This window comes from Mycobacteriales bacterium, assembly GCA_030697205.1.
Lineage (GTDB): Bacteria > Actinomycetota > Actinomycetes > Mycobacteriales > SCTD01 > JAUYQP01.
This window is the reverse complement of record JAUYQP010000052.1, coordinates 115154-138342: the sequence shown is the minus strand read 5'-3', so window position 1 is coordinate 138342 and position 23189 is coordinate 115154. Positions and strand designations below refer to the sequence as shown.

General features: G+C 73.1%; 27 protein-coding genes and 1 tRNA gene. 13 read left to right on the top strand and 15 right to left on the bottom strand.

Features of this window, described 5'->3' with window-relative positions; all coding sequences use genetic code 11:
• Nucleotides 1-6: 6 nt before the first annotated feature.
• The 6 genes from Q8R60_17855 to Q8R60_17830 form a co-directional block, all read right to left on the bottom strand.
• On the bottom strand, nt 7-711 hold the full coding sequence (locus Q8R60_17855) for an alpha/beta fold hydrolase (protein ID MDP3714340.1): 705 nt from the start codon (nt 709-711) through the stop codon (nt 7-9).
• Nucleotides 712-748: 37 nt separating this feature from the next.
• Nucleotides 749-1423 carry an SGNH/GDSL hydrolase family protein gene (locus Q8R60_17850; GenBank protein ID MDP3714339.1) on the bottom strand — a complete coding sequence of 225 codons (675 nt, stop codon included), beginning with the start codon at nt 1421-1423 and terminating at the stop codon, nt 749-751.
• A gap of 92 nt (nt 1424-1515) precedes the next feature.
• Nucleotides 1516-2130 (bottom strand): DUF305 domain-containing protein, encoded by a 615-nt coding sequence (locus Q8R60_17845; GenBank protein MDP3714338.1) that lies wholly within the window; start codon nt 2128-2130, stop codon nt 1516-1518.
• Between the two features lie 79 nt (nt 2131-2209).
• Nucleotides 2210-2647, bottom strand: coding sequence for a hypothetical protein (locus Q8R60_17840; protein MDP3714337.1), 438 nt, complete (start codon nt 2645-2647; stop codon nt 2210-2212).
• 48 nt (nt 2648-2695) lie between these two features.
• Nucleotides 2696-3199 (bottom strand): DUF4396 domain-containing protein, encoded by a 504-nt coding sequence (locus Q8R60_17835; protein ID MDP3714336.1) that lies wholly within the window; start codon nt 3197-3199, stop codon nt 2696-2698.
• Nucleotides 3200-3258: 59 nt separating this feature from the next.
• Nucleotides 3259-3684 carry a hypothetical protein gene (locus Q8R60_17830; GenBank protein MDP3714335.1) on the bottom strand — a complete coding sequence of 142 codons (426 nt, stop codon included), beginning with the start codon at nt 3682-3684 and terminating at the stop codon, nt 3259-3261.
• Between the two features lie 116 nt (nt 3685-3800).
• On the opposite strand from Q8R60_17830, the gene Q8R60_17825 reads away from it, so the two are divergent.
• Nucleotides 3801-4460, top strand: a complete 660-nt coding sequence (locus tag Q8R60_17825; GenBank protein ID MDP3714334.1) for an adenylate/guanylate cyclase domain-containing protein — start codon at nt 3801-3803, stop codon at nt 4458-4460.
• Between the two features lie 144 nt (nt 4461-4604).
• On the opposite strand, the gene Q8R60_17820 is transcribed toward Q8R60_17825, so the two are convergent.
• Nucleotides 4605-4687, bottom strand: a tRNA-Leu gene (locus Q8R60_17820).
• A 115-nt stretch (nt 4688-4802) separates the two neighbouring features.
• Between Q8R60_17820 and Q8R60_17815 the strand changes: the two genes are divergently transcribed.
• From Q8R60_17815 to Q8R60_17785, 7 genes are all read left to right on the top strand, one after another.
• On the top strand, nt 4803-5489 hold the full coding sequence (locus tag Q8R60_17815; protein MDP3714333.1) for a DUF3662 and FHA domain-containing protein: 687 nt from the start codon (nt 4803-4805) through the stop codon (nt 5487-5489).
• Entirely contained in the window at nt 5489-5956 is a 468-nt protein-coding gene (locus Q8R60_17810) for an FHA domain-containing protein (GenBank protein ID MDP3714332.1), read from the top strand. Before Q8R60_17815 ends, Q8R60_17810 begins: the two co-directional genes overlap by 1 nt.
• Complete coding sequence (locus Q8R60_17805; GenBank protein MDP3714331.1) at nt 5953-7323, top strand: protein phosphatase 2C domain-containing protein; 1371 nt, start codon at nt 5953-5955, stop codon at nt 7321-7323. The genes Q8R60_17810 and Q8R60_17805 overlap by 4 nt, the downstream gene beginning before the upstream one ends.
• A complete protein-coding gene (locus Q8R60_17800; protein MDP3714330.1) occupies nt 7320-8735 on the top strand; it encodes an FtsW/RodA/SpoVE family cell cycle protein in 1416 nt (471 codons plus the stop codon). Before Q8R60_17805 ends, Q8R60_17800 begins: the two co-directional genes overlap by 4 nt.
• A complete protein-coding gene (locus tag Q8R60_17795) occupies nt 8732-10192 on the top strand; it encodes a penicillin-binding protein 2 (GenBank protein MDP3714329.1) in 1461 nt (486 codons plus the stop codon). Before Q8R60_17800 ends, Q8R60_17795 begins: the two co-directional genes overlap by 4 nt.
• Nucleotides 10189-11865, top strand: coding sequence for a Stk1 family PASTA domain-containing Ser/Thr kinase (pknB, locus tag Q8R60_17790; protein ID MDP3714328.1), 1677 nt, complete (start codon nt 10189-10191; stop codon nt 11863-11865). Before Q8R60_17795 ends, pknB begins: the two co-directional genes overlap by 4 nt.
• A 228-nt stretch (nt 11866-12093) precedes the next feature.
• A complete protein-coding gene (locus Q8R60_17785) occupies nt 12094-13422 on the top strand; it encodes a transposase (protein ID MDP3714327.1) in 1329 nt (442 codons plus the stop codon).
• A 100-nt stretch (nt 13423-13522) separates the two neighbouring features.
• Here the strand turns inward: Q8R60_17785 and Q8R60_17780 are convergent, their stop codons facing one another.
• The 6 genes from Q8R60_17780 to Q8R60_17755 form a co-directional block, all read right to left on the bottom strand.
• Nucleotides 13523-13996, bottom strand: a complete 474-nt coding sequence (locus tag Q8R60_17780) for a VOC family protein (GenBank protein MDP3714326.1) — start codon at nt 13994-13996, stop codon at nt 13523-13525.
• An 80-nt stretch (nt 13997-14076) separates the two neighbouring features.
• A complete protein-coding gene (locus Q8R60_17775) occupies nt 14077-14721 on the bottom strand; it encodes an aminodeoxychorismate/anthranilate synthase component II (GenBank protein MDP3714325.1) in 645 nt (214 codons plus the stop codon).
• The gene (locus Q8R60_17770; GenBank protein ID MDP3714324.1) at nt 14718-16679 is read right to left on the bottom strand and encodes an AMP-binding protein; all 1962 of its coding nucleotides are present in this window, start codon (nt 16677-16679) and stop codon (nt 14718-14720) included. The genes Q8R60_17775 and Q8R60_17770 overlap by 4 nt, the downstream gene beginning before the upstream one ends.
• Before the next feature lie 43 nt (nt 16680-16722).
• Complete coding sequence (locus Q8R60_17765; GenBank protein MDP3714323.1) at nt 16723-16881, bottom strand: hypothetical protein; 159 nt, start codon at nt 16879-16881, stop codon at nt 16723-16725.
• The gene (locus tag Q8R60_17760; GenBank protein MDP3714322.1) at nt 16881-17579 is read right to left on the bottom strand and encodes a class E sortase; all 699 of its coding nucleotides are present in this window, start codon (nt 17577-17579) and stop codon (nt 16881-16883) included. Before Q8R60_17760 ends, Q8R60_17765 begins: the two co-directional genes overlap by 1 nt.
• A 5-nt stretch (nt 17580-17584) precedes the next feature.
• Nucleotides 17585-18385, bottom strand: a complete 801-nt coding sequence (locus Q8R60_17755; GenBank protein ID MDP3714321.1) for a DUF881 domain-containing protein — start codon at nt 18383-18385, stop codon at nt 17585-17587.
• Nucleotides 18386-18435: 50 nt separating this feature from the next.
• Between Q8R60_17755 and Q8R60_17750 the strand changes: the two genes are divergently transcribed.
• The 4 genes from Q8R60_17750 (at nt 18436) to Q8R60_17735 (ending at nt 21118) form a co-directional block, all read left to right on the top strand.
• Complete coding sequence (locus Q8R60_17750) at nt 18436-18705, top strand: cell division protein CrgA (protein ID MDP3714320.1); 270 nt, start codon at nt 18436-18438, stop codon at nt 18703-18705.
• 397 nt (nt 18706-19102) lie between these two features.
• Nucleotides 19103-19555: a PH domain-containing protein gene (locus Q8R60_17745; protein ID MDP3714319.1), complete on the top strand. Its 453-nt coding sequence runs from the start codon at nt 19103-19105 to the stop codon at nt 19553-19555.
• Between the two features lie 34 nt (nt 19556-19589).
• Nucleotides 19590-20636, top strand: coding sequence for a dihydrodipicolinate reductase (locus Q8R60_17740; protein MDP3714318.1), 1047 nt, complete (start codon nt 19590-19592; stop codon nt 20634-20636).
• A complete protein-coding gene (locus tag Q8R60_17735) occupies nt 20633-21118 on the top strand; it encodes a carboxymuconolactone decarboxylase family protein (protein ID MDP3714317.1) in 486 nt (161 codons plus the stop codon). The genes Q8R60_17740 and Q8R60_17735 overlap by 4 nt, the downstream gene beginning before the upstream one ends.
• Nucleotides 21119-21290: 172 nt before the next feature.
• Here Q8R60_17735 and Q8R60_17730 read toward each other — a convergent pair whose 3' ends face one another.
• Nucleotides 21291-22037, bottom strand: a complete 747-nt coding sequence (locus Q8R60_17730; GenBank protein ID MDP3714316.1) for a rhomboid family intramembrane serine protease — start codon at nt 22035-22037, stop codon at nt 21291-21293.
• Between the two features lie 116 nt (nt 22038-22153).
• Nucleotides 22154-22684 carry a peptidylprolyl isomerase gene (locus Q8R60_17725; GenBank protein ID MDP3714315.1) on the bottom strand — a complete coding sequence of 177 codons (531 nt, stop codon included), beginning with the start codon at nt 22682-22684 and terminating at the stop codon, nt 22154-22156.
• A gap of 94 nt (nt 22685-22778) precedes the next feature.
• On the opposite strand from Q8R60_17725, the gene Q8R60_17720 reads away from it, so the two are divergent.
• A complete protein-coding gene (locus tag Q8R60_17720) occupies nt 22779-23021 on the top strand; it encodes a hypothetical protein (protein MDP3714314.1) in 243 nt (80 codons plus the stop codon).
• The last annotated feature ends 168 nt before the right edge of the window (nt 23022-23189 follow it).

Sequence of the window (23189 nt, the reverse complement as noted above, 5' to 3'; positions counted from 1 at the left end):
CCGTGCTCAGGTCAGGAGCGGGCGGGCTGTCTGCCAGAGCAGGGTCGGGTCCTCGGCGTGGGCGTTGTGGCCGAGACCGGGCAGGTCGGCGGCCGGGGCGCCGCAGGCCTCGAGGTCGGCGAGGGTGACCATCGGGTCGTGCTCGCCGCGCAGCAGTGAGACCCGCGCGCGCGTCGCCGCGATGAGGCCGGGCAGGTCGGGTGAGCGCTGCGCGAGGACCGCGGGGTCCATCGCGAGGCCCCAGCCGCCGTCGACCTCGGCGACGCCGTCGGCCTGCTCCTCGGGCGGTCGGCCGACCAGGCCGGCCATCGCGAGGTGGCGATCGAGGGCCTGCTCGCGGGTCGGGAGGACCCGCGGCGGGCGAGCGGCCAGCGCCGCGAAGCGCGCGACGTCGTCCTCGGACCACGACACCTTGACCCCTACCGCGAGGACCGCGGTGACGTCGTCACGCAGACCGGCCAGCGCGGCACCGACCGCCCCGCCGAAGCTGTGGCCGAGTACGGCGAGCGGCCCGTCGGGCAGGATCGCCGCGAGGGCCTTCGCGACCGACGGCACGGAGTAGTCGCCGAGCCGGTCGGCGCTCCCGTGGCCGGGCAGGTCGGGGGCGAGCACCTCACCGGGCCAGTCAGCGATCGCGCGCAGCGGGGTCCACGCGCTGCCGGTCGCGCCGAGGCCGTGCAGGAGGACGAGTGTCGTCAACGGGGGCGTCACGCGCGCCATCCTGGCGCACCCGTGGCCCGGGGCGTCGTCAGTCGGGGAGGTCCGGCTCGATGACCGCCCAAAAGGCGTCGGCCCAGACCCGATGACCCCGGTCGTTGGGGTGGAACCAGTCGGCGGCGAACTGCGTGAACATCGCCGTCCAGCCCTGCGCCCGCTGCGCGGCGTGCAGCGCGACCGGGCGCAGGCCGTCGGCGCGGGCGGCGGTGGTGAGGACGCCGGCGGCCTGCGCGGCGTCGTCCTCCCAGCGGCCGTGCATGAAGTACGGCGCGTCAGCGACGTAGGCGCCCTCGGGCAGCGCCGCGGTGAGGCGGGCTGTCTCCGCAGCGAAGTCCTCGCGGTCGTAGGCCCGCACGTCGTTGCCGCCGATCCCGACGGTGAGGACGTCGGGCACCCGGCCGAGAGCGGCCAGCGCCGGGAGCTGGGTGTCAAGCACGTCGCCGATGCGGGCGCCCGAGGAGGAGAGGTTGACGACCTCGACGGGCCGACCGGTGCGCTCCCGCAGCCGCTCGGCGAGCAGCCCGACGTAGCCCCGCTCGGGAGCGCTGGCCCCGATGCCCTGGGCGGCGCTGTCACCGAGAGCGACGTAGAGCAGGCCGCCGGTCTGGCCGCGCGGCTCTGCCCAGTAGTCGGCGTGGCGGCCGACGTCGCGGACCAGGCCGACGAACTTGACCACCCACACGGCCCCGAGGAGCAGCACGACCACGACGGCACCAGCGATCAGCGGGTGCCTCCTCGGCCAGGTCCTCACGGTGTCGCCTCCGACACCAGCATGCCCCCCGGGACCGGGGTCAGCCGCTACAGCGACGCGAGCAGCTGCCGCATCTCGGCGATCTCGGCGGCCTGGGCCTTCGCGATGCTCTCGGCCAGCATCCGGGCGGGTCCGTAGACACCGTCGGCGAGCTGAGCATCGGACGCCTTGATCGCGCCCTGGTGGTGGACGATCATCGCCTCGAGGTAGAGCCGCGCGGCGTCGACGCCCCGGGCGTCCTTCAGGGTCGCGAGGTCGGCGTCGCTCATCATCCCCTCGTGCGCCTCGGCGCCCATCCCGTCCATGCCGCCCGAGCTGTGGCCGCCCCCCTGACCACCGCTGTCCGCCGTGGCGCCGAGGTCCTTGAGCATGCTCGTCATCTGGTCAATCTCGGGGGACTGCGCGGCCTTGATGCGCCGGGCGAGGTCGGCGACGCCCGCGGGCGGGCCGGCGGCGAGCACGAGGTCGCTCATGAGGACGGCCTGCTCGTGGTGCGGCGTCATGCCCTGCAGGAAGGCGACGTCGGCGTCGTTGCCCTTCGCGCTCGACGACGAGCTGTCGCTCGAGCGGTCGTCACTCGAGGCGGTGTCGGTGTTGCTGCCGCAGGCGGTGAGCACCAGGGCGGCGCTGAGCAGGGAGGTGGCGAGCAGGGAGGTGCGCAAGGTGAAGCTCCGTTCGGTGTCTCGGGTCGTGGGGAGGTGGTGCGTCGAGCGGGTGGGGCGACGGTCGCGGACCGACGGCTCACGTCCGACTGACGCAGAGCTCCGCCACGGGGTCGAGTCGAGGGGGCAGCCGGAGTACGACGGGAGCACGCGCCCGCGGTCGCTCCGACGCCAGCGAGGTGCCGGTGCGGGACCGGGCGACGAGCCCGGCCGCGACCGCGATCGCGGTGACCGCCAGCACCGCGACGCAGAGCGTCGCCACGCCGGGCTCGCAGTCGTCGCCGCAGTCGGGGGAACTCGGGGTCGGGAAGGCCACCGGCGCTCCGGCCGGGACGGGGTCGACGTGGGCCGCGCCGTGCTCGGTCGGGACTGCCGCGTGCACGGTGCTGGTGTGCGACGGAGCCTCAGCGGCGGCGTGGTGGGCGCCGGCGACCCCGTGCATGGCGAGCAGCCCGACGACCAGCGCCAGCAGCGCGACGGCGCGGCCGAGCCGGTCGGCACGCAGCGGTCGGTCCATGGCACCCACGTTAGGAGGCGTCAGGGGTCGCCGCACGCCGGGCCCCGGTCAGTGGTGGTCGGAGCCGGTCGAGCCGGCCGCCTCGTGCATGCCGTGGACAACCGCGTGGCCCTTGCCCCGACCGATGAGCCACCGGTTGACCGGCAGCGTGACGACGAAGGCGACGACGAGCGCGAAGGCCAGCGCGCCCCAGAACAGCGGGTCTGCGAGGCCCGCCTCCATCGCTCCCGGGACGAGCAGCATCACGGCGTTGTCGATGACCTCCATGACCGTGATCGAGACGGTGTCGGCGGCGAGCGCGACCGGGATCGCTGCGCCCAGGGTCAGCCCGGACCGCAACACCGGGCCGATGGTGAGGGCGTAGCCGAAGAAGAACGCGAGCACGACGGCGAGCGCGATGGTCTGGAGGTCGCTCCAGCCCAGGGCCGTGCCGATCACCATGCCGAGCACCTCGCCGATGGCGCAGCCGGTCAGGCAGTGGACGGTCGCGCTGACGGCGAGCCGGGTGAGCGAGGCACCGTCAGGCGCGGGGGCGTGCTGGCCGTGGTCCATGGAGCCCTCCAGGGTCCGGGACCCGAAGCATACCCCCAGGGGGTACTTCTGCCCAGCCGCTACTTCTTCGGCGCCCAGCTGTAGGTCAGCGACGCCTCGAAGGTCCCGAACAGGTTGCACGGCAGGATGTCGATCCGGCCGGCCTTGCGCAGCTTCATCGTGAGCTTCTCCGTCGCCGGCGCGTCGGCGTCGGCCACGCCGATGACGTCGCCGGCGGGGTTCATGACGAGCAGGCTCCACTCGCCGGTGAAGCCCGAGATCGCGATGTCGACCGTGCCCGCCGCCGGGATCGCCACCGACACCGGCTTCTCCCTCGGCAGCTGCCCGAGGCAGTGCTCCGGGCCCAGGAAGTACGCCGAGGGGTCGGGCGTCTGGTCGACGAAGGTGACCTTCTTGCTGAACGGCTTCGGCGGCGCGGCGTGCGCGGGCGCGAGGGCTCCGGCCGCGACAGCGAGGGCGAGGGCGGTGAGCACGGTGCGGCGCATGGCGGTCTCCTGGTGGCGCTGGGGTCACCCCCTACTTCGCCGCCGGGCTCCAAAGTCCTGTCGCACGGCACGCGCCGCGACGACGACCCCGGGCGCGCTGGCGGCAGACTGGCTTCATGGACGTCCGCTGGGGCCGCGAGCGAGTAGACCGTTGTGTGGCGTTCGTGGATCTCGCGGGGTTCACCGCGCTGACCGAGGCTCACGGCGACGACTACGCCGCCGACGTCCACGACGCGTTCGTCGGCGCCCTGGCCCGGGCGTGCGAGGAGTTCGCGGACGTGGTCTGCGTGAAGCACCTGGGGGACGGCGCGCTCCTCGTCGCCCGCTCCGCGGCACACATGCTCGAGGCGCTACGCGCGGGAGTGTCGGAGCAGGGTGCCGCCGACCTGTGCCTGCGGGTCCGCGCGGGTGTCCACACCGGTCCAGCCCTGCGGGTCGATGGTGTGCACGGCGAGGACTTCCTCGGACACACGGTCAACGTCGCGGCCCGCCTGTGCGGGCTCGCCGCGCCGGGCGAGCTGCTGCTCAGCGGTGCGGTCAGGTCAGCCGCGGCTCCGGCCAGCACTGATGCGCGTCCGCTCGGGCCCCGGACGCTGCGCCACCTGTCGGAGCCGATCGCCGTGTGGTCGCTGCCGCTCGGCACGCCGGACGGGCTGATCGACCCGGTCTGCCACATGTCGGTGAGACCAGGAGCGCTGTCCACCCTGGTCGGCGGGAGGGAGTGGCTGTTCTGCTCCTCGGCGTGTCAGGAGCGCTTCGTGTCGGAGCACGGCTGAGCGCGACCACGACCAGCAGCCGCGCCGCCCTACCGTCGAGCCCGGGTCTGCGGGTAGATCCGCCTGCTCCCCTACTTCAGCAGTAGCCCGCGCAGCTCACCTGGACGACCGCGTCCGGGTAGCTGGCGAGCATGCCTTGCGTTGTGCGCGAGGGGGGAGTTGAACCCCCACACCCTTTCGAGTACACGGACCTGAACCGTGCGCGTCTGCCATTCCGCCACTCGCGCGTAGCAGGAGGAGAGGCTAGCACCGAGCGGGCGCGGACCCGGTCCGGTCGACAGGCGAACGGGATCACCACCTCCGCGTGGATACGATCACGCCCCGGATGGGAAGGGAGTCGACGTGGGAGTGCTGCAGCGCTTCGAGCGACGGCTCGAAGGCCTCGTCGAGGGTGCCTTCGCGCGCACCTTCGGAGGGGTCGTCCAGCCGGTCGAGGTGGCCGCCCGCCTGCAGCGCGAAGCCGCGGACCACAAGACCATCGTCGGCGCCGGCCGCGTCCTCGTCCCCAACGACTACGACGTGGAGCTCTCGACCCACGACCACGAGCGCCTGGCGGAGTACGACGAGGCGCTCACCGCCGAGCTGGCGGACATGGTGCGCGAGCACGCCGACGAGCAGGGCTGGTCCTTCGTCGGGACCGTGCGGGTCCACCTCGTGCGCATCGACGACCTCGACACCGGGGTGTTCCGGGTCCGCAGCCGGGTCCACGCCGAGCAGCAGCCCGCCGCGCCCGCTGCCGTGCCGGTGCAGGGCTCGCCCGCGCTCGAGGTGAAGGGCGAGCGGCACCCGCTCGGCCCGGTCACCGTCATCGGCCGCGGCGCGGAGGCCGACCTCAAGGTCTCCGACACCGGGGTCAGCCGTCGGCACGCCGAGATCACGCTGCATCCCGACGGCAGCGCGGAGCTGCTCGACCTGCAGAGCACCAACGGCACCAGCGTCAACGGTGCGAAGGCGCTGAGGGCGACGCTCGCCGACGGCGACGCGATCGGCGTAGGGGCGACCGTCCTCGTCTTCCGGGCAGGCGGCTGATGGCCAGCGCCCTCGTCGTCTCGCTCGTGAAGTACGGCCTGCTCGCGCTGCTGTGGGTCTTCGTGCTGGTCGCCTTCCGGACCGTCAAGACCGACCTGCTCGGCAGCGGCCGGGCGCCCAAGGTCCCGCAGCCCGCGCCCGCCGCGAGCCCGACGAGCAAGCCCACCAGGCGCTCGCAGGCCCGGCGGCTCGTGGTCACGGAGGGCGCACTGGCAGGTACGTCGATCACGCTCGCCGACGCACCCATCACCCTCGGCCGCGCCGACGACTCGACGCTGGTCATCACCGACGACTACGCGAGCAGCCGGCACGCGCGGCTCTACCCGGACGACGGGGCCTGGGTGCTCGAGGACCTCGGGTCGACCAACGGCACCTACCTCGGTGCGTCGAAGGTCTCGCGCCCGACGCCCGTCCCGCTCGGGCAGCAGATCCGGATCGGCAAGACCGTGCTGGAGCTGCGCCGGTGACGCTGGCGCTGCGCTACGCCGCGCGGTCCCACACGGGGCTCATCCGCGCCGGCAACGAGGACTCGGTCTACGCCGGGCCGCGGCTGCTCGCGGTCGCCGACGGCATGGGTGGCCACGCTGCCGGTGAGGTCGCGAGCGCCGTCGCGATCGCCGCGATCGCCCCGCTCGACCACGACGCCCCCGGCTCCGACCTGCTCGCCGCCCTGCACGGGTCCGCGATGTCGGCCAACCAGCACCTGCGCGACATGGTCGCCGCCGACAGCGACCTGCACGGCATGGGCACGACGCTGGTCGCGGTGCTCTTCGCCGGCAGCCGGCTCGGCCTGCTCCACGTGGGCGACTCGCGCGCCTACCTCCTGCGCGACGGCGAGCTCACCCAGATCACCCACGACCACACCTTCGTGCAGGCCCTCGTCGACGAGGGCCGCATCAGCGAGGAGGACGCGAGCACCCACCCGCAGCGCTCGGTCGTCACGCGCATCCTCGACGGCCGGCCCGACGTGGAGTTCGACCTGTCGGTGCGCGAGGCTCGCCTCGGCGACCGCTACCTGCTGTGCAGCGACGGCCTCACCGGCCCGGTCGGGCGTATCGAGACGCTTCAGGAGGCGCTCGGCATCGCCGATCCGCAGGAGAGCGTCGACCGACTGGTGCAGCTCGCGCTGAAGGGCGGCGGCCCCGACAACATCACGGTCGTCGTCGCCGACGTCGTCGCGGCCGACGCGACCACCAACCCGGTCGTCGCCGGCGCCGCCGCGGACCAGCCGCAGGCACCGCCCCCGGGCGTGGGTGACAGCCCTGCCGCGCGCGCCCACGCCAACCGCACCGCCCACGACGAACCGGTCGCCGCGCGGTCGGTGCCGCAGACCGTCCGCCCGGTCGCGCGTCGCCGGCACCGGCGTACCGCAGGGGTGCTCGTCGGCGTGCTGGTGCTGCTGCTCGCCGGGGCCGGGGCGGGCTGGGCCTACGTCCGCAGCCAGTACTACGTCGGCGCCGACGACGGGACCGTCGCGGTCTTCCGCGGCGTCAGCGGGTCGGTCGCCGGGGTCCGGCTCGCGACCGTCGAGTCGGAGTCGGCGCTGCCGCTCGACGGGCTCGACGAGCTGACCCGCACCCGGGTGGAGGACGGCATCACCGCCTCCGACCGGGCCGACGCGCTCGACATCCTCAGCCGGGTCCGCGAGGGCTACTGCAGCGCGACCTTCCCGCCGCTGCCCGGGGTGTCGCCGCAGCCGGTCGCCACGACCCCGGCGACCACCCCACCGACCACCCCACCGACCACCCCCGCCGCCACGTCGACCGCGACGCCTGCCGCCTCGGTCACCCCCACCCCTAGCGCGTCACCGACCCCTCGGCCGGGCTGTCCGTGACGGCGCCGAGCCTGCTCCCGTCGTACGCCCCTCCGCGTCGAGGCACCGAGCTCGTCCTCACCACGGCGGCGGTGCTGCTCGCCGTGCTCGCCTACATCGCGGTCGGCATCGGGGTCGACGGCTCGGTGCCGAGCGGCACTCTCGGCTACGGCCTCGGCCTGGCCGCGCTCTTCGGTGGCGCGCACCTCGTCGTGCGGCTGGTCGCGCCCCACGCCGACCCGCTGATCCTCCCCGTCGTGGCGCTGCTCAACGGCCTCGGCGTCGTGCTCATCCGGCGGCTCGACCTCGCCGCCGCGGAGCGCGCGACGCAGGCCGGCCGTGAGGTGCCGAGCGCCGACGCGCCGCTGCAGCTGGTGTGGACCGCGGTCGGTGTCCTCGCCTTCATCGCCGTGCTCGTCGTGGTGCGCGACCACACCAAGCTCACCCGCTACACCTACACCTGCGCTGCCGCCGGGCTCGTGCTGCTGCTGCTGCCCGCGCTCCCGGGCATCGGCCGGACCATCAACGGCGCGCGGCTGTGGGTGCGGGTCGGGCCGATGACGATCCAGCCGAGCGAGGCCGCGAAGCTGCTGCTCATCGTCTTCTTCGCCGGCTACCTCGTGGCCAAGCGCGACGTGCTGTCGCTCGCGTCGCGCCGCGTCGCCGGGCTCGACCTGCCGCGGGCGCGCGACCTCGGGCCGGTGCTGCTCGCGTGGGCCGCGTCGCTGGCGGTGCTGGTGCGGGAGAAGGACCTCGGCTCGTCGCTGCTGTTCTTCGGCATCTTCGTCGTGATGCTCTACATCGCGACCGAGCGGACGTCGTGGCTGCTCATCGGGCTGGGGCTGTTCGCCGGCGGCGCGGTCGTCGCCTACGCCGCCTTCTCCCACGTGCAGCGCCGCGTCGACACCTGGCTCGACCCCTTCGGCGACGCGAGCGGCTCGGGCTACCAGCTGGTCCAGGGGCTGTTCGGCTTCGGCACCGGCGGGCTCACCGGCACCGGGCTCGGCCAGGGCGCGCCGGGGACGGTGCCCTACGCCAGCACCGACTTCATCATGGCCACGATCGGCGAGGAGCTCGGGCTGGTCGGCGTGATGGCCGTGCTGATGCTGTTCTTCCTCGTCGTGGAGCGCGGGATGCGCGCGGCGCTGTCGTGCCGCGACTCCTTCGGCAAGATGCTGGCCGCCGGGCTGTCGTTCGCCCTGGGGCTGCAGGTCTTCGTCATCGTCGGTGGGGTCACCGGCCTCATCCCGCTCACCGGCGTCACGCTGCCCTGGCTGTCCTACGGCGGGTCGTCGGTCGTCGCCAACTGGGCGCTCGTCGCGATGCTGCTGCGCATCTCCGACGCCGCCCGCCGACCGGCCCCCTCCCCGGTCTCCCCGGGGGCCGCGCGGGTCGCCCTCGAGGACGCCCCCACCACGGTGGTGCGCCGGTGAACTCCCCCATCCGCCGCGTGTCCGTGGCGGTCCTCGCGCTGTTCGCGTCGCTGCTCGCGATGGTCAACTACCGCCAGGTCGTGCAGGCCGGCGACCTGCGCGACAACCCCGGCAACGGCCGGGTCCTGCTGCGCACCTACGCCGTCGACCGCGGCGCGATCGCCGTCGAGTCGGGCGGCAAGGCGACGTCGATCGCGGACTCGGTCGAGACCGACGACGCGCTGAAGTACCTCCGCCGCTACGCCGCCGGTCCGCAGTACGCCCACGTCACCGGCTTCTCGTCGTTCATCTACGGCTCCACCGGCATCGAGCGCGCGCAGGACCGGGTGCTGTCCGGCGAGGACGACCGGCTCTTCGTGGAGCGGTTGTCGGACCAGATCACCGGCAACGAGCCCAAGGGCGGGTCGGTCGTGCTCACCCTCGACCCCGCCGCGCAGGCCGCGGCGGTCGCCGGGCTGCGCGGCAAGCGCGGCGCCGTCGTCGCGCTCGACCCCCGCACCGGCGCGGTGCTCGCCATGGTGAGCGCCCCGAGCTTCGACCCGGCGGCGCTGTCGTCGCACGACGGCGAGGCGATCCGCAAGACCTACGGCCAGCTCAGCGACGACCCGGCGCAGCCGCTGCTCAACCGCGCGATCCGCCAGACCTACCCGCCCGGCTCGACCTTCAAGGTCATCACGGCCGCAGCGGCGCTGGAGAGCGGGCTGACCCCCGAGAGCCGCATCCCGTCGCCGACCCAGCTCACGCTGCCGCAGACCACCCGGCCGCTGCGCAACTTCGGCGGCGGCACCTGCGGCGACGGCCGGACGACGACGCTGTCGGACGCGCTGCGGATCTCCTGCAACACCGCCTTCGCGCAGATCGGGCTCGACCTCGACGGTGACGAGGTCCGTGACGTCGCCGAGTCCTTCGGCTTCGGCGACAACGACCTCGAGGTCCCCGACAACGTCGTCGACAGCGTCTACCCCGACGAGCTGAACGCCCCGCAGCGCGGCCAGTCCGCGATCGGGCAGTTCGACGTACGCGTCACTCCCCTGCAGATGGCGATGGTCGCCGCCGGCGTCGCCAACGCCGGGCGGGTCATGCGGCCCTACCTCGTCAAGGAGGTCCAGGCGCCCGACCTTCGTGTCCTCGACGTCGCCGACGCGGAGGTCTACCGCGAGGCCGTGTCGAGCAGCATCGCGGCCCAGCTCACCGCGATGATGGAGCGCGTGGTGAGCGACGGCAGCGCGCGGGCTGCGCAGATCAGCGGGGTGCGGGTCGCCGGCAAGACCGGCACCGCGCAGCACGCCGTCGGCAAGGACCCGCACACCTGGTTCATCGGCTTCGCACCCGCCAACGACCCGCAGGTCGCGGTCGCCGTCATCGTCGAGGAGGGCGGCGACGCCGGCTCCGAGGCCACCGGCGGCCGGGTGTCGGCGCCGATCGCGCGCGCCGTCATGCAGGCGGTGCTGCGGTGAGCGAGCTGCTCGCCGGCCGCTACCAGCTCGGTGACCTGCTCGGCACCGGTGGCATGGCCGAGGTCCGGGCCGCCCGCGACGTCCGGCTCGGCCGCGACGTCGCCGTCAAGGTCCTGCGCGCCGACCTCGCGCAGGAGACGTCGTTCCGCCAGCGCTTCCGCCGCGAGGCGCAGTCCGCCGCCCGCCTCAACGCCCCGTGCATCGTGTCAGTCTTCGACACCGGCGAGGACGAGCGCGGGGTCCCCTTCATCGTCATGGAGCGGGTCGAGGGCAGGACCCTGCGCGACGTCCTGCAGACCGAGGGCCGGCTGCTCCCGCAGCGCGCGCTCGAGGTCGCGGCCGACGTGCTGTCCGCGCTCGACGTCGCCCACGCCGCCGGGATCGTGCACCGCGACATCAAGCCCGGCAACGTCATGCTCACCTCGACCGGCGAGGTCAAGGTCATGGACTTCGGCATCGCCCGGGCCGCGGCCGACGGTGCGTCGACGATGACCCAGACCGCCTCTGTCATCGGGACCGCCGCCTACCTCTCCCCCGAGCAGGCCCGCGGCGAGCACGTCGACCAGCGCTCTGACCTCTACTCCACCGGCTGCCTGCTCTACGAGCTGCTCGCCGGCACCCCGCCGTTCACCGGCGACAGCCCGGTCGCGGTCGCCTACCAGCACGTCCGCGAGGACCCCGCACTCCCCTCGGAGTACGACGAGACGCTCTCCGCCGACGTCGACGCGGTCGTCCTCAAGGCCATGGCCAAGAGCCCCGGTCAGCGCTACCAGTCCGCGGTGGAGATGCGCGACGACCTGCTGCGCGCCGCGGCCGGCGAGCCGGTCGCCGCCCCGCCGCCCACGACGACGCTTCAGGTGGCCGAGGTCGTGACCGTGGCCCCCGCGCGGACCGGTCCCTCCACGGTGCGCAAGACGCTGACCGCGGTGTTCGCGGTCGTGCTCGTCGGGATCGTGCTCGTCACGGCCCTGCTCGTGAAGGGGCTCTTCGACACCACCACCGAGCGGGTCCCCGCGCCCGCCCTGGTCGGGCTCTCCCGCGACGACGCGATCCGGGCGCTCGCCGAGGCCGGCCTGCAGGTCGGGCAGATCGCCATCGTCTTCTCCGACAAGCCCGTCGGCAGCGTCATCCGGCAGACCCCCGAGCAGGGCATCGTGCTCACCGCCGGTGGGGCGGTCGACATCGAGGTGAGCAAGGGCCTCGAGCAGACCGTCGTCCCCGACGTCCGCGGCCAGTCGCAGGCCGAGGCGGAGGCGGTGCTGCAGGACGCGAAGCTCACCGTCGAGCAGGTCATCCCCCGTGACGGCAACGTCGCTGCCGGCACCGTCCTCGACGTGATCCCCGGCCCCGGCTCCCCGCTGCCCGCGCGCTCCAAGGTCACGCTGGTCGTCGCCTCCGGTCAGGTCGAGGTGCCCGACGTGCGCGGCAAGAACCGCGACGAGGCCATCACGCTGCTGCAGCAGGCCGGCTTCCGGGTCGGCATCCAGGGCCAGGACAGCGCGGGCCCGCCCGACGTCGTGCTCGAGCAGTCACCGGTCGGCACCACCGCGCCCCGCGGCTCCGACGTCATCCTCACCGTGTCGCAGACCCCGGCCTCGCCGACACCGTCCCCGTCGAGCTCACCGACCACCGACCCGTCGACCACCCCGACCCCGGACCCGACCCCCACCTGACCCGTCAGCCCCGCACCGCCTCGACCCGACTCGACCCGACCCGCATGATCACCAGGGGGTCTGCACGGGACTCGCCGGGGTGTCGCGTGCAGATCACCTGATGATCGAGCCTGTCGCATAACTCGGGGTGTCGTGCCGGCGCGCGGCGGCTGGGTCGCGGGAGAATCCCTTATGGGGCAGAACTTCTTGCGGCCGGAGCGGGATCAGCCGTTCTTGTTGCCTCCTGACATGCGTGACTGGCTCCCAGCTGATGATCTTGTCTGGCTGGTGTTGGACGCAGTCGAGCAGTGCGACCTGAGCGCGTTCACCGCCGCTTACCGTTCGGACGGTCAGGGCCGCCCGGCTTATGACCCGGCGTTGATGGTGGCGCTGCTGCTGTTCGCCTACTGCCACGGCGTGCGTTCGTCCCGCGAGATCGAGCGGCGTTGCCAGCGCGATGTGGCGTTCCGGGTGATCGGTGGTGGGCATCGGCCCGACCACGCCACGATCGCGCGGTTCCGTGAGCGGCACGAGGCGGCGCTCGCGACGGTCTTCACCGAGGTCCTGAGGTTGTGCGCTGAGGCCGGGATGCTGCGCCTCGCGCTGCTCGCGATCGATGGGACGAAGGTCGCGGCGAACGCGTCATGGTCAGCGAACCGGACCGAGGAGCAGCTGACGACTGAGCTTGCCGCGGAGCTCGCCGCGGTGTCTGAGGCGATGCTTGCTGAGGCTGGCGCGGTCGACGCTGCTGAGGACGCCGAGCACGGGCGGGACCGTGGCGATGAGCTCCCGCCGCAGTTGCAGTCACGCGCGGGGCGCATCGCGCGGCTGACCGAAGCCCGCGACCGGCTCGCCACTGAGCGCCAAGGCGTCGTCGACGCTCAGCAGGCCAAGATCGACGCGTGGCAGGCCCGCAAGGACTCGGGCAAGCCACGACCGGGCGCCCGACCCGGACCGATCCCGCCGCAGGTCCTGACGTCAGCGGGCAAGGCGCCTCGCGCCAACAGCACCGACCCGCAGGCACGCACGGTCAAGACCAAGCACACGCTGCTCGTCGGCTACAACGCGCAGGCCGTCGTCACAGCCGATCAGGTGATCGTCGGGGCGACGGTGATGCAAAAGGAAGTCGACCGCAACCTGCTCCACCCCGTCCTGGACGTCACCCGCGAGCAGCTCACCGCGGCCGGTGTCCGCGCCAAGCTCAACACGGTCGTCGCCGACTCCGGCTACGTCACCGAGGAAGCCTTCGCGCTTGCCCACGAGCACAAGATCAGGCTCCTCGCGCCGCTGGCCAAAGACACCCGCAAGATGCGCGACGGCGGTGACCCCGCCGGTGGTCAAGACCTGCAACGCCGCCCCGAGACCGCCCGAGGGCAGCGGCGCCTCCGCCACCACCGAGGCCGAGCGGACTACCGCCAAAGAGGCCGGACCGTCGAACCGGTCTTCGGACAGCTCAAGACCCGACAGAACATGACCCGCTTCAGCCGCCGAGGCCACACCGCAGTCACCAGCGAATGGCACCTCGCCTGCGCCGCCCACAACCTCCTCAAGCTCCACGCCCACAACAAGCGCGAGTAGCCCCCGAGGGGCGGCCGGCCTCGGACTCCGCCACCGCCCACCCCCCTCGCCGCGCCAGTTACGCGACAGGCTCGATCAAGGCCCGGGCTCCGTCAGACGGTCAGGGGGCGGCGGCGGCGCGCAGGGCCGCCACGTCGAGTTTCGTCATGCCCATCATGGCCTGCATGGCGCGCTCGACCCGGCTCGGGTCCGGGTCCTCGAAGAGCTCCTGCATGCCGACCGGCACGACCTGCCACGACAGTCCGAAGCGGTCCTTGAGCCAGCCGCACGGACCCCGCTCGCCACCGTCACCGAGGCGCTCCCAGTAGTGGTCGACCTCCGCCTGGTCGGCGCAGTCGACCTGGAACGACACGGCCTCGTCGAAGCTGAACTGCGGCCCGCCGTTGATGCCCACGAAGCGGTTGCCGTCGAGCTCGAACTCGATGGTCATCACCTCGCCCTCGGGGCCCGGCGCGTTGGCGGGGTAGCGCGCGATGCTCAGCACCGTGGTCGCGGCGAACACGGTCCCGTAGAACGCGACCGCCTCCTCGGCGTTGCCGTCGAACCACAGGTTGGGCGTGATGCGGACTCCCATGGTGGGTCCTCTCGTCCTGGCCGGCCGGTGCGCCGATCCTGCACCTACGACGTCACCAGGCCCAGCGACTCATCGGTCGGTCAGCCGAAGGCGGCCAGCCGCTTGGCCTCGACGTGCTCCGACAGCGCCGGCGCGAGGGCCGTCGCCGCGGTGTCGCCACACTGGCGCAGCCAGGCGGCGAGCAGCAGGTGACCGCCCTGGGTGAGCACCGACTCGGGGTGGAACTGCACGCCCTCGACGGGGGCGTCGCGGTGCCGCAGCGCCATGACGACGCCCGACGACGTGCGACCGGTGACCTGCAGCTCGCCCGGAAGGGTCGCCTCCTCCACGGCGAGCGAGTGGTAGCGGGTCGCGGTGAACGGCGACGGCAGGTCGGCGAGGACACCGACACCGGAGTGCTCGACCTCGGAGGTCTTGCCGTGCAGCAGCTCCGGTGCCCGGCTGACGACAGCACCGTGCGCGACCGCGATCGCCTGGTGGCCGAGGCACACGCCGAGCAACGGGAGCATCCGCTCCTCGGCCGCGCCGACCATCGCCACCGAGCAGCCGGCGTCCTCAGGGGTGCCAGGTCCCGGGGAGAGCAGCACCCCGTCGTACCCATCGAGGTCCTCGGGCCCCGTCTCGTCGTTGCGCTTCACGACGACCTCGGCCCCGAGCTGGCCGAGGTACTGCACGAGGTTGAAGACGAAGCTGTCGTAGTTGTCGACCACGAGGACACGCGTCACGGCTTCGCCGGGGGCCGAGCCTGCGGGGCACCGCTCGGCACCGACGCGGGCTTGGGATCCGCGGCCGCCCTCTGATCAGCGGCCACCCGCTCCTCCTCGACGAGCACCCGGCGCAGCACCTTGCCGACCACCGTGCGCGGCAGCGCGTCGCGGAACTCCACGAGCTTCGGGACCTTGTACGCCGTCAAGGACCCCGCGCAGTGGGCGATCACGTCGTCCTCGGTGAGGCTGGCACCGGGCGCCGTCACGACGAAGGCCTTGACCGTCTCGCCGCGGTAGCGGTCGGGGACGCCGACGACGCAGCAGTCCGCGACGCCGGGCAGCGCGTAGAGGACCTCCTCCACCTCCGACGGGTAGATGTTGAACCCGCCCGCGATGATGAGCTCCTTCTTGCGGTCGACGATCGAGAACCACCCCTCGGCGTCCATGACCGCGATGTCACCGGTGAGGACGTAGCCGTCAGCGGTGAAGACGCCCTCGAGGTCGTCGCGCTGCCAGTAGCCAGAGAACACCTGCGGGCCGCCGATCGCGAGCTCGCCGGGCTCGCCGACCGGCACCTCGCGGGTCGGGTCGTCGCGGTCGACGATGCGGCACAGCGTGCCCGGCAATGGCAGGCCGATCGTGCCGGGGCGTCGCTCGCCGGTGACCGGCCCGCAGTGCGTCGACGGCGAGGTCTCGGTCATGCCGTAGCCCTCGACGAGCCGCGCGCCGCTCATCGCCTCGAACTCTTCCTGCACCTCGACCGGCAGCTTCATCGCGCCGGACACGCAGATCCGGATCGAGCGCAGGTCGTGGTCCTTGGACTTCGGGCTGTCCGCGATCACCTTGTAGATGGGCGGGACGCCCGGGAACGTCGTCGGCTTCCACTCGTCGACCGCCGCGAGCACGAGGTCGAGGTCGAAGCGCGGCAGCAGCACCAGGGTCCCGCCGAGCAGCACCGTCGAGGTCATGCAGACCGTCAGGCCGTAGGCGTGGAACAGCGGCAGGACGCCGAGCACGACCTCCTTGCCGGCGGTGGCCTGGGTGTCCCACAGCCGGTTCATGTAGGCGTTGCTCACCAGGTTGCGGTGGGTGAGCATGGCGCCCTTCGACAGCCCGGTCGTGCCGCCGGTGTACTGCAGCAGCGCGAGGTCGGTCGCCGGGTCGAGCGTCGCCTGCCGGGCCGGCAGGGAGTTGGCCTTGAGGAGCGCGGTGAAGCTCTTGACCTGCGCGCCCTTGGGGAGCGCCGCCGAGAGCTCGGCCTTGGCCCGCTTGGCCTTCTTCACCGGCAGCTGCAGCTTGAGCCGCGACGCGAGCGGCAGGTAGTCGACGATGCTCGTCACGACGACGTGCTGCACGGCGGTGTCGGCCTTGACCCGCGCGACCGCGTCGTAGACCCGGTCGAGGCAGACCACCACCTTCGCGCCGCAGTCGGCGAGCTGGTGGCGCAGCTCGGCGTCGGTGTAGAGCGGGTTGTGCTCGACCACGACCGCGCCGAGGCGCAGCGCCGCGAAGAACGCGATGACGTTCTGCGGGCAGTTCGGCAGCACCAGCGCGACCCGGTCGCCCTGCTGCACCCCGAGGCCCTGCAGCGCGGAGGCGAAGCGGTCGACCTGCTCGCGCAGCTCGCGGTAGCTCATCTTGGTGCCGAGGAACGCGAGCGCGGTCACCGTCGGGAAGGAGCTCGCGGCGTCGTCGAGCAGCCGGGTCAGCGGGACGTCCGGGAAGTCGTAGTCGGCTGGCACGCCCTCGGGATAGCTCGCGAGCCAGGGCCTCTCGTCGTACGACGAGGGGGTCGTCCTGGCAGCCGCTTTGCGCAGAGCGGGCGCCCTCTTCGCCGGGGCTTTCTTCGCGGGCGCCTTCGCGGCTGGGGCCTTGGCCGGGGCCTTCTTCGCCGGCGCCTTCTCGGTCACGGCAGCCTTCTTGGCCGGGGCCTTCTTGGCCGGGGCAGGGGTCTTGTTCGCAGGGGTGCTCGCCACGCCGACGAGCCTCTCACGCAGCCGTACGTCCGATCGCCCGGCGCTACTCGTCGACGGTGACGTCGGAGAAGGGCAGCAGCGGCTCCACCTCCGGGAAGACGACGAACAGCAGCAGCGCGCAGACCGACGCGATCATCAGCGCGGACAGCACGAGCTTGCCCCACAGGCCACCTGGCAGGTGGCGCCACAGCCAGACGTACATCAGGTCGCTGCTTCCGCGAGGGCGGCCGGCCGGCCCTGGGACTTGGCCTGCTGCTTCTCGAGCACCGCGTAGACGATGAGCCGGGTGCGGGCGGAGAACTTCGGGTTGCAGGTCGTCAGCGTGAGCAGCCGCTCCGTCGGCGCGACGCCCTCGCGGTAGGGCACGGGGTAGGTCACCTCGATGCGGGTCGGCGGGACGACCTCCTGGCTGCGGACCCGGTAGGTGAACCACACGTCGGCGGTCTCCAGCACGATCGCGTCCCCCGCCTCGAGCTCGTCGACGCGGTGGAACGGCGCGCCGTAGGTGGTGCGGTGGCCGGCGATGACGACGTTGCCCTTCTCGCCGGGGCGCGCGGTCTTCGGGTAGTGACCGGGGCCCTTCTTGAGGTTGGTGGTGCCGACGCCCTCGACGACGACCTTGACGTAGTCGCGACCGAGCTCGGGGATGTAGATCTTGGCGAAGCCGCGACCGAGCGGGATGTCCGGGTAGCCGTCGGTCCCGCCGGAGCTCGGACGCTGGGGAGTCGGCGGTCCGGCCCTCCAGTCGGCCTCGATGTCGTCGGCCAGCGCCGACTGCTGCTGGCCGGTGTAGAGGTTGGTGACCTTCAGCTCGTAGACGACGAAGAGCAGCACGACCAGGCCGAGGGTGATCAGCACCTGGCCGAGACCGCGCGCGAGGGTGCGCAGGGCGTCGTTCATAGGGCTCACGAGCGGGTCACTGCGGGCAGGTCGAGCGTCCCGTCGTACGCCGGGAGGGTCAGCGAGCCCTGCGAGCTCACGGCGTAGCCCAGCCCGAAGCGGTCGACGAAGGTCCGGAAGAAGTCGACGCCCGGCGCGGCGTCGAGGGCATCGCGCAGGGTGGCCGGCTCGCCGATCGCCTCGACGACGAAGGGCGGGCCGTAGACCTGGCCGTGCAGGACGACGGTGTTGCCGACGCAGCGGACCGCGCTGGTCGACACGATCCGCTGGCCCATCAGCGTCATCGCGTCGGCGCCGCCGGCCCACAGCGCGTTGACGACGGCTTGCAGGTCCTGCTGGTGCACGACGAGGTCGTCGGGGTTGTCACTCGCCGCCTGGCCGCCCTCCGGTCGGGGCGCGTCGTCGAGGCTGACCCGCAGCCCCGGGCCGGTCACCTCCGTGAGCCCCGCCGCACCGGCCAGCGCGGCCGCCCGGTCCTGCTCGGCCTGCACCCGGCCGTCACCCGCCGCCGCGGACCCGGTCTGGGCGGCCACCTCCTGGCGCAGCGCCCGCGCCTGCGCCTCGAGCTGCTCGACGTCGCGCTCCTGCTCCCCGATGAGCCCGGCGACCTCCTGGCGCTCGGCCCGCAGGTCGGTGCCCTGCGCCGTCGAGGCCGACAGCGCGAAGAGCAGCCCGGCGCCGAGCGCGGTCACCGGGACCAGCACGCGGTACGCCGCCCGGCGGCCCGACGGCGACCCGTCGGCGGCACCGACCTCGGCGCCGACCTCAGCACCGACCCCGGTCGGCTCGGCGCTCGGAGTGCTCACCCCGTTACGCTAACCGCGACAGCGACCCGACGACACCACCTGGAGACACCGTGCCCGAGTCGAAGAAGCGGAAGAAGGCCGTCTACACGCCTCCGCCGACCCCGGGCTCCTCCGCGCGCAAGAAGAAGCCGAGCCCGGTCTGGCTCGCGCCGCTCATGCTCACGCTGTTCGGGATCGGGATCCTCTGGCTGGTCGTCTTCTACCTCACCCAGGGCGACATGATCGGGATCCCGGTCATCGAGGACTGGAGCAACGGCAACCTGCTGGCCGGCTTCGGCTTCATCATCGCGGGCTTCGGCCTGTCGACCCAGTGGCGCTGACCGTCCGGTCACGCTGACCGCGCACCGGTCGTGCGGTCGCCGTACGAGCCCTGACCGTCGAGCCCACACCCACGGCGTGGATGTGGCGATCAACGACGGGCGTCACCGCGCGCGTGATCGCCACTTCCTCTCGAGGGCGGACGCCACGGTCCTCAGCGCCACCCGGATGTGGCGATCAGTGCCCACTGACCCAGCGCGCATGATCGCCACATCCCTGGACGGGGCCGCGGGCGCGGCGGACGCGGACGCGGACGCAGGCGCGGGGGCGGCGCGGGCCGGGCGTTGGCCATGCGGCGGCCATGCGGCGGCCATACGGCGGCCGGCGAACTACAACGGTGTGGTTACCCCCAGGGGTTGTCCACACTGTGGATGATCCATCGGCTGGCAGGCTGGTTCCATGAGCGGACCCGAGCCGGTGTCGAGCGCCGACCACGAGGGTCCGGGGGCCCACCCGGGCGAGCTGCGGGTCGACCCGCCCCGCCGGATCACCGCCCTGGCCGGCCTGGCCGGCCTCGTCGCCGTCGCGGCGCTCGTCGTGAGCGACACCGGCGGACGCCTGCTCGTCGTGCCGGTGCTGCTCGGCGCAGCGGCTTTCGTCGTACGCGACCTGATCTGCGGGCCGCTGCTGCGCGCCGACGGCGAGGGCCTCGACGTGCTCGACGGCGCGCGGCGGGTGCGGGTCCCGTGGGGCGAGGTCGAGCGGGTGCGGGTCGTCAAGGACCGGCGGACGCCCGTGCTCGAGGTCGACACCGGCCACAGGGTCGTCGCACTGAGCGGGACCAGGCTCGGGCAGCACCCGGCCGACGTCGTGGAGGCTCTGGAGGCGCACCGGGCGCGCTGGGGAGGGTGACGTGATCCGCACGGTCGTGTGGGGGACGGGCAACATGGGGCGCGCGGGGATCCGGGCGGTGGTCGCGCACCCCGGGCTCGAGCTCGTCGGGGTGGTGTCGCGGAGTCGGGCGGGCCAGGACGCCGGGACGATCGCGGGGACCGCTCCGCTCGGCGTCGTCGCGGCCCCGGAGCCGGACCTGACCGGCGTCGACGCGGTCGTCTACGCGGCGTCCGGTGACCTGCGGCCTGACGACGCGCTCGCCGACCTGTGCGCCGCGCTGCGCGCCGGCTGCGTCGTGGTGACGCCGAGCGTCTACGCCCTCTACGACCCGCGCGGTGCCGACCCGGCGACCCGCGAGGCCGTCGAGAGCGCGGCGAAGGAGGGCGGTGGGGCGCTGCTCGTCTCCGGCATCGACCCGGGCTGGGGCAACGACGTCCTGCCGCTGCTGCTGTCCGGCCTCGCCGGCTCGCTCACCCAGATCCGCTGCCAGGAGCTGTTCGACTACTCGACCTACGACGCACCCGAGGCCGTGCGCGGGTCGGTCGGCATGGGCGGGCCGATGGACCAGGTGCCGGTGATGGTGCTGCCGGGCGTCCCGACGATGATCTGGGGCGGTCAGGTGCGGATGCTCGCCCGGGCGCTCGGGGTGCAGCTCGACGAGGTCCGCGAGACCGTCGAGCGCCGGGCGTTGGAGGCTGACGTCACCAACGAGATGGGGCTGTTCGAGGCGGGCACGCAGGGCGGGTTGCGCTTCGAGGTGCAGGGCTGGAGCGGTGGCGAGGCGGTCATCGTCGTCGAGCACGTGACCCGCATCGACGGCTCGGTCGCGCCGGACTGGCCGGCACCGGACAGCGGCGCGAAGGGGGCCCACCGGGTGGTGCTCGAGGGCAGCCCGCGGCTGGTCGTCACCATCGAAGCGACCGACGAGGCCGACCGCGACCCGTCCGGCGTGGGCAACAGCGCGGCCGGCGGCAACGCGACCGCGGCCAACCGGCTCGTCAACGCCGTCCCGTGGCTGCGCTCCGCCGGCCCGGGGGTCTACGACGCGCTCGACGTGCCGCTGTCACCGGCCGTCGGCCGGCTGGGGGTCCGCGCATGAGGGTCGACGTCCCCGCCGGGCAGCACCCGGTCATGCACGTCTGGGGCCCGATGGTCCCCGGCATCGGCGCGGCCGCGACGGCCTTCAGCGCGGCGGTCTACGAGCGGTCGACCCTGGGCCTGCGCGAGTTCGAGGCGGCCCGGTTGCGGATCGCGCAGGTCAACGGCTGCCAGTTCTGCCTCGGCTGGCGCACCGAACGCGACGGAGAGGTCGTCGAGGACGGCTTCCTCGACGCGGTGACGGACTGGCGGACCGCTGACGCCTTCGACGACCGCACCCGCCTCGCGGCGGAGTACGCCGAGCGCTTCGCCCTCGACCACCTGTCCCTCGACGGCGACGAGGACTTCTGGGCGCGGTTCGGTGCCCACTACTCCCAGGTCGAGCAGGTCGAGCTGTCGATGTGCCTCGGATCGTGGCTCGCGTTCGGCCGGCTCAACCACGTCTTCGGCCTCGACGCCGCCTGCCAGCTCCCGACCCCCTGACCGCACCCCCACCCGCTGTCTCGGGTCAGAGTGGTCGCTCTGGCGACCCCGACTGACCGAGACGCGGGTGGCCGCGGCGCTCGCGTGGCGTCTCGGGTCAGAGTGGTCGCCCTGGCGACCCCGACTGACCGAGACGCGGCCCCGACGCTCGGGGACAGTCGCTGCGGGGCCGTTAGGCTCCGAAGGCGGCGCGCAGGGCCGCCGAGCGAGCCAGCACGGTCACCACGATGACGGCCAGCACCGCGACGCAGGCCAGCGCCTGCAGCTGACCCCGGCGCGGCCCGCGAGGGACGTAGACGTAGGCCGCGGCCACGACGGCGCCGGTGATGAGGCCGCCGAGGTGCGCGCGCCAGTCGATGTTGAGCCCGGGCAGGAAGCCGATCACGGTGTTGATGATCAGCAGGGTCGTGATGCTGCTCGTGTCACGGCCCTGCGTGCGCAGCACGACGTAGAAGGCCCCGAACAGCCCGAAGATCGCCCCGGACGCGCCGACGCCGAACGACGTCGGCTCCGACAGCACCATCGACATCGCCGACCCGCCGAGCGCCGCCAGCAGGTAGAGCGCGAGGAAGCGCACCCGACCCAGCGCGGCCTCGAGGACCGGCCCGACCTGCGACAGGGCGAACATGTTGACCAACAGGTGCAGGGTGCCCGCGTGCAGGAACGCGCTGGTGATCAGCCGGTAGTACTCGCCGTCGATCGCCACGAACAGCGGCTGGTCGGCGAAGTCGCGGATCAGGGTCGATCCCGCGCCGAGACCGGCGAGGTAGACCACGACGTTGACGACGATGAGCGTCAGCGAGACCCGGCTGGCGTCACCGGTGATCCGACCGCCGTAGGTCGTGCGCGCCTCGCGCACGCCCTTGCCGCCCTCCTTGACGCACTCCGGGCACTGGAAGCCGACCGACGCCGCGACCATGCACTCCGGGCAGATCGGCCGCTCGCACCGGGTGCACCGGACGTAGGTCTCACGGTCCGCATGGCGGTAGCAGGTGGGTGGCGCCTCCGGGGAGGCGCTCGACCCAGAGGCCTCGGTCAGCTCGAGACCTCTTCCACGGTGATGCTCGTGATGACGACGTCCTCGAGCGGGCGGTCCATGCGGCCGGTGGCGGTCGTCGCGATCGCGTCGACGATGTCGCGCGACGCCTGGTCGGCGACCTCACCGAAGATCGTGTGCTTGCCGTTGAGGTGCGGCGTCGGGGTGACGGTGACGAAGAACTGCGAGCCGTTGGTGCCGGGGCCGGCGTTGGCCATCGCGAGCAGGTAGGGCTTGGAGAACTGCAGCTCCGGGTGGATCTCGTCCTTGAAGCGGTAGCCGGGGCCGCCGGTGCCGGTGCCGAGCGGGTCGCCGCCCTGGATCATGAAGCCGCTGATGACGCGGTGGAAGACGGTCCCGGCGTAGAGCGAGCCCTCGCCCTTCTTGCCGGTCTTCGGGTCGGTCCACTCACCGGAGCCGTCGGCGAGGCCGACGAAGTTCTTCACCGTCGCCGGGGCGTGGTTCGGGAAGAGCTGGACGCGGATGTCGCCGCGGTTGGTCGCGAGGACGGCGTAGGTGTCGGTGGCCAAGGCTGGTCGCCTCTTTCGTCTGCTGCGGGGCGGGGACGGGGGTCCCGGTGGACCCGGGCAGTCTGCCACGCAGCGGCGTGGCACCCTTCTCAGCATGACGCTGCTGGACGAGACCCGCACCCGGACCACAGGGGCGTACGACGCGATGCGTGGCGGTCCCGTCGGGCCCCCGCTGGCGGTCCGCCGCTGGCCGTGGGCCCTGCTCGCCGCGCTGCTCGGCGCAGCGGCCGGCGCGGCCGTGGTGCTGCTGGCCCGCCGGGTCGTGGGCGAGGACGCGCCGGGGGCGCAGGAGCCCGAGGAGCTGCGGGCCGTCATCGACCTGCGCGCCGGGGCCTGAGCCGCGGCCCGGACTGCCACCCGCACCGCACCGCGCACCGCCAGCCGCACCGCCAGCCGCACCGCCAGCGCATGCGGCCACCTGGGGATTGGGTGGGGTTCCTCGGCGTGTCCTGACGCGACACACCGAGAGAAGCCGCCCAATCCCGGGGGGCACGGGCGCGGAGCC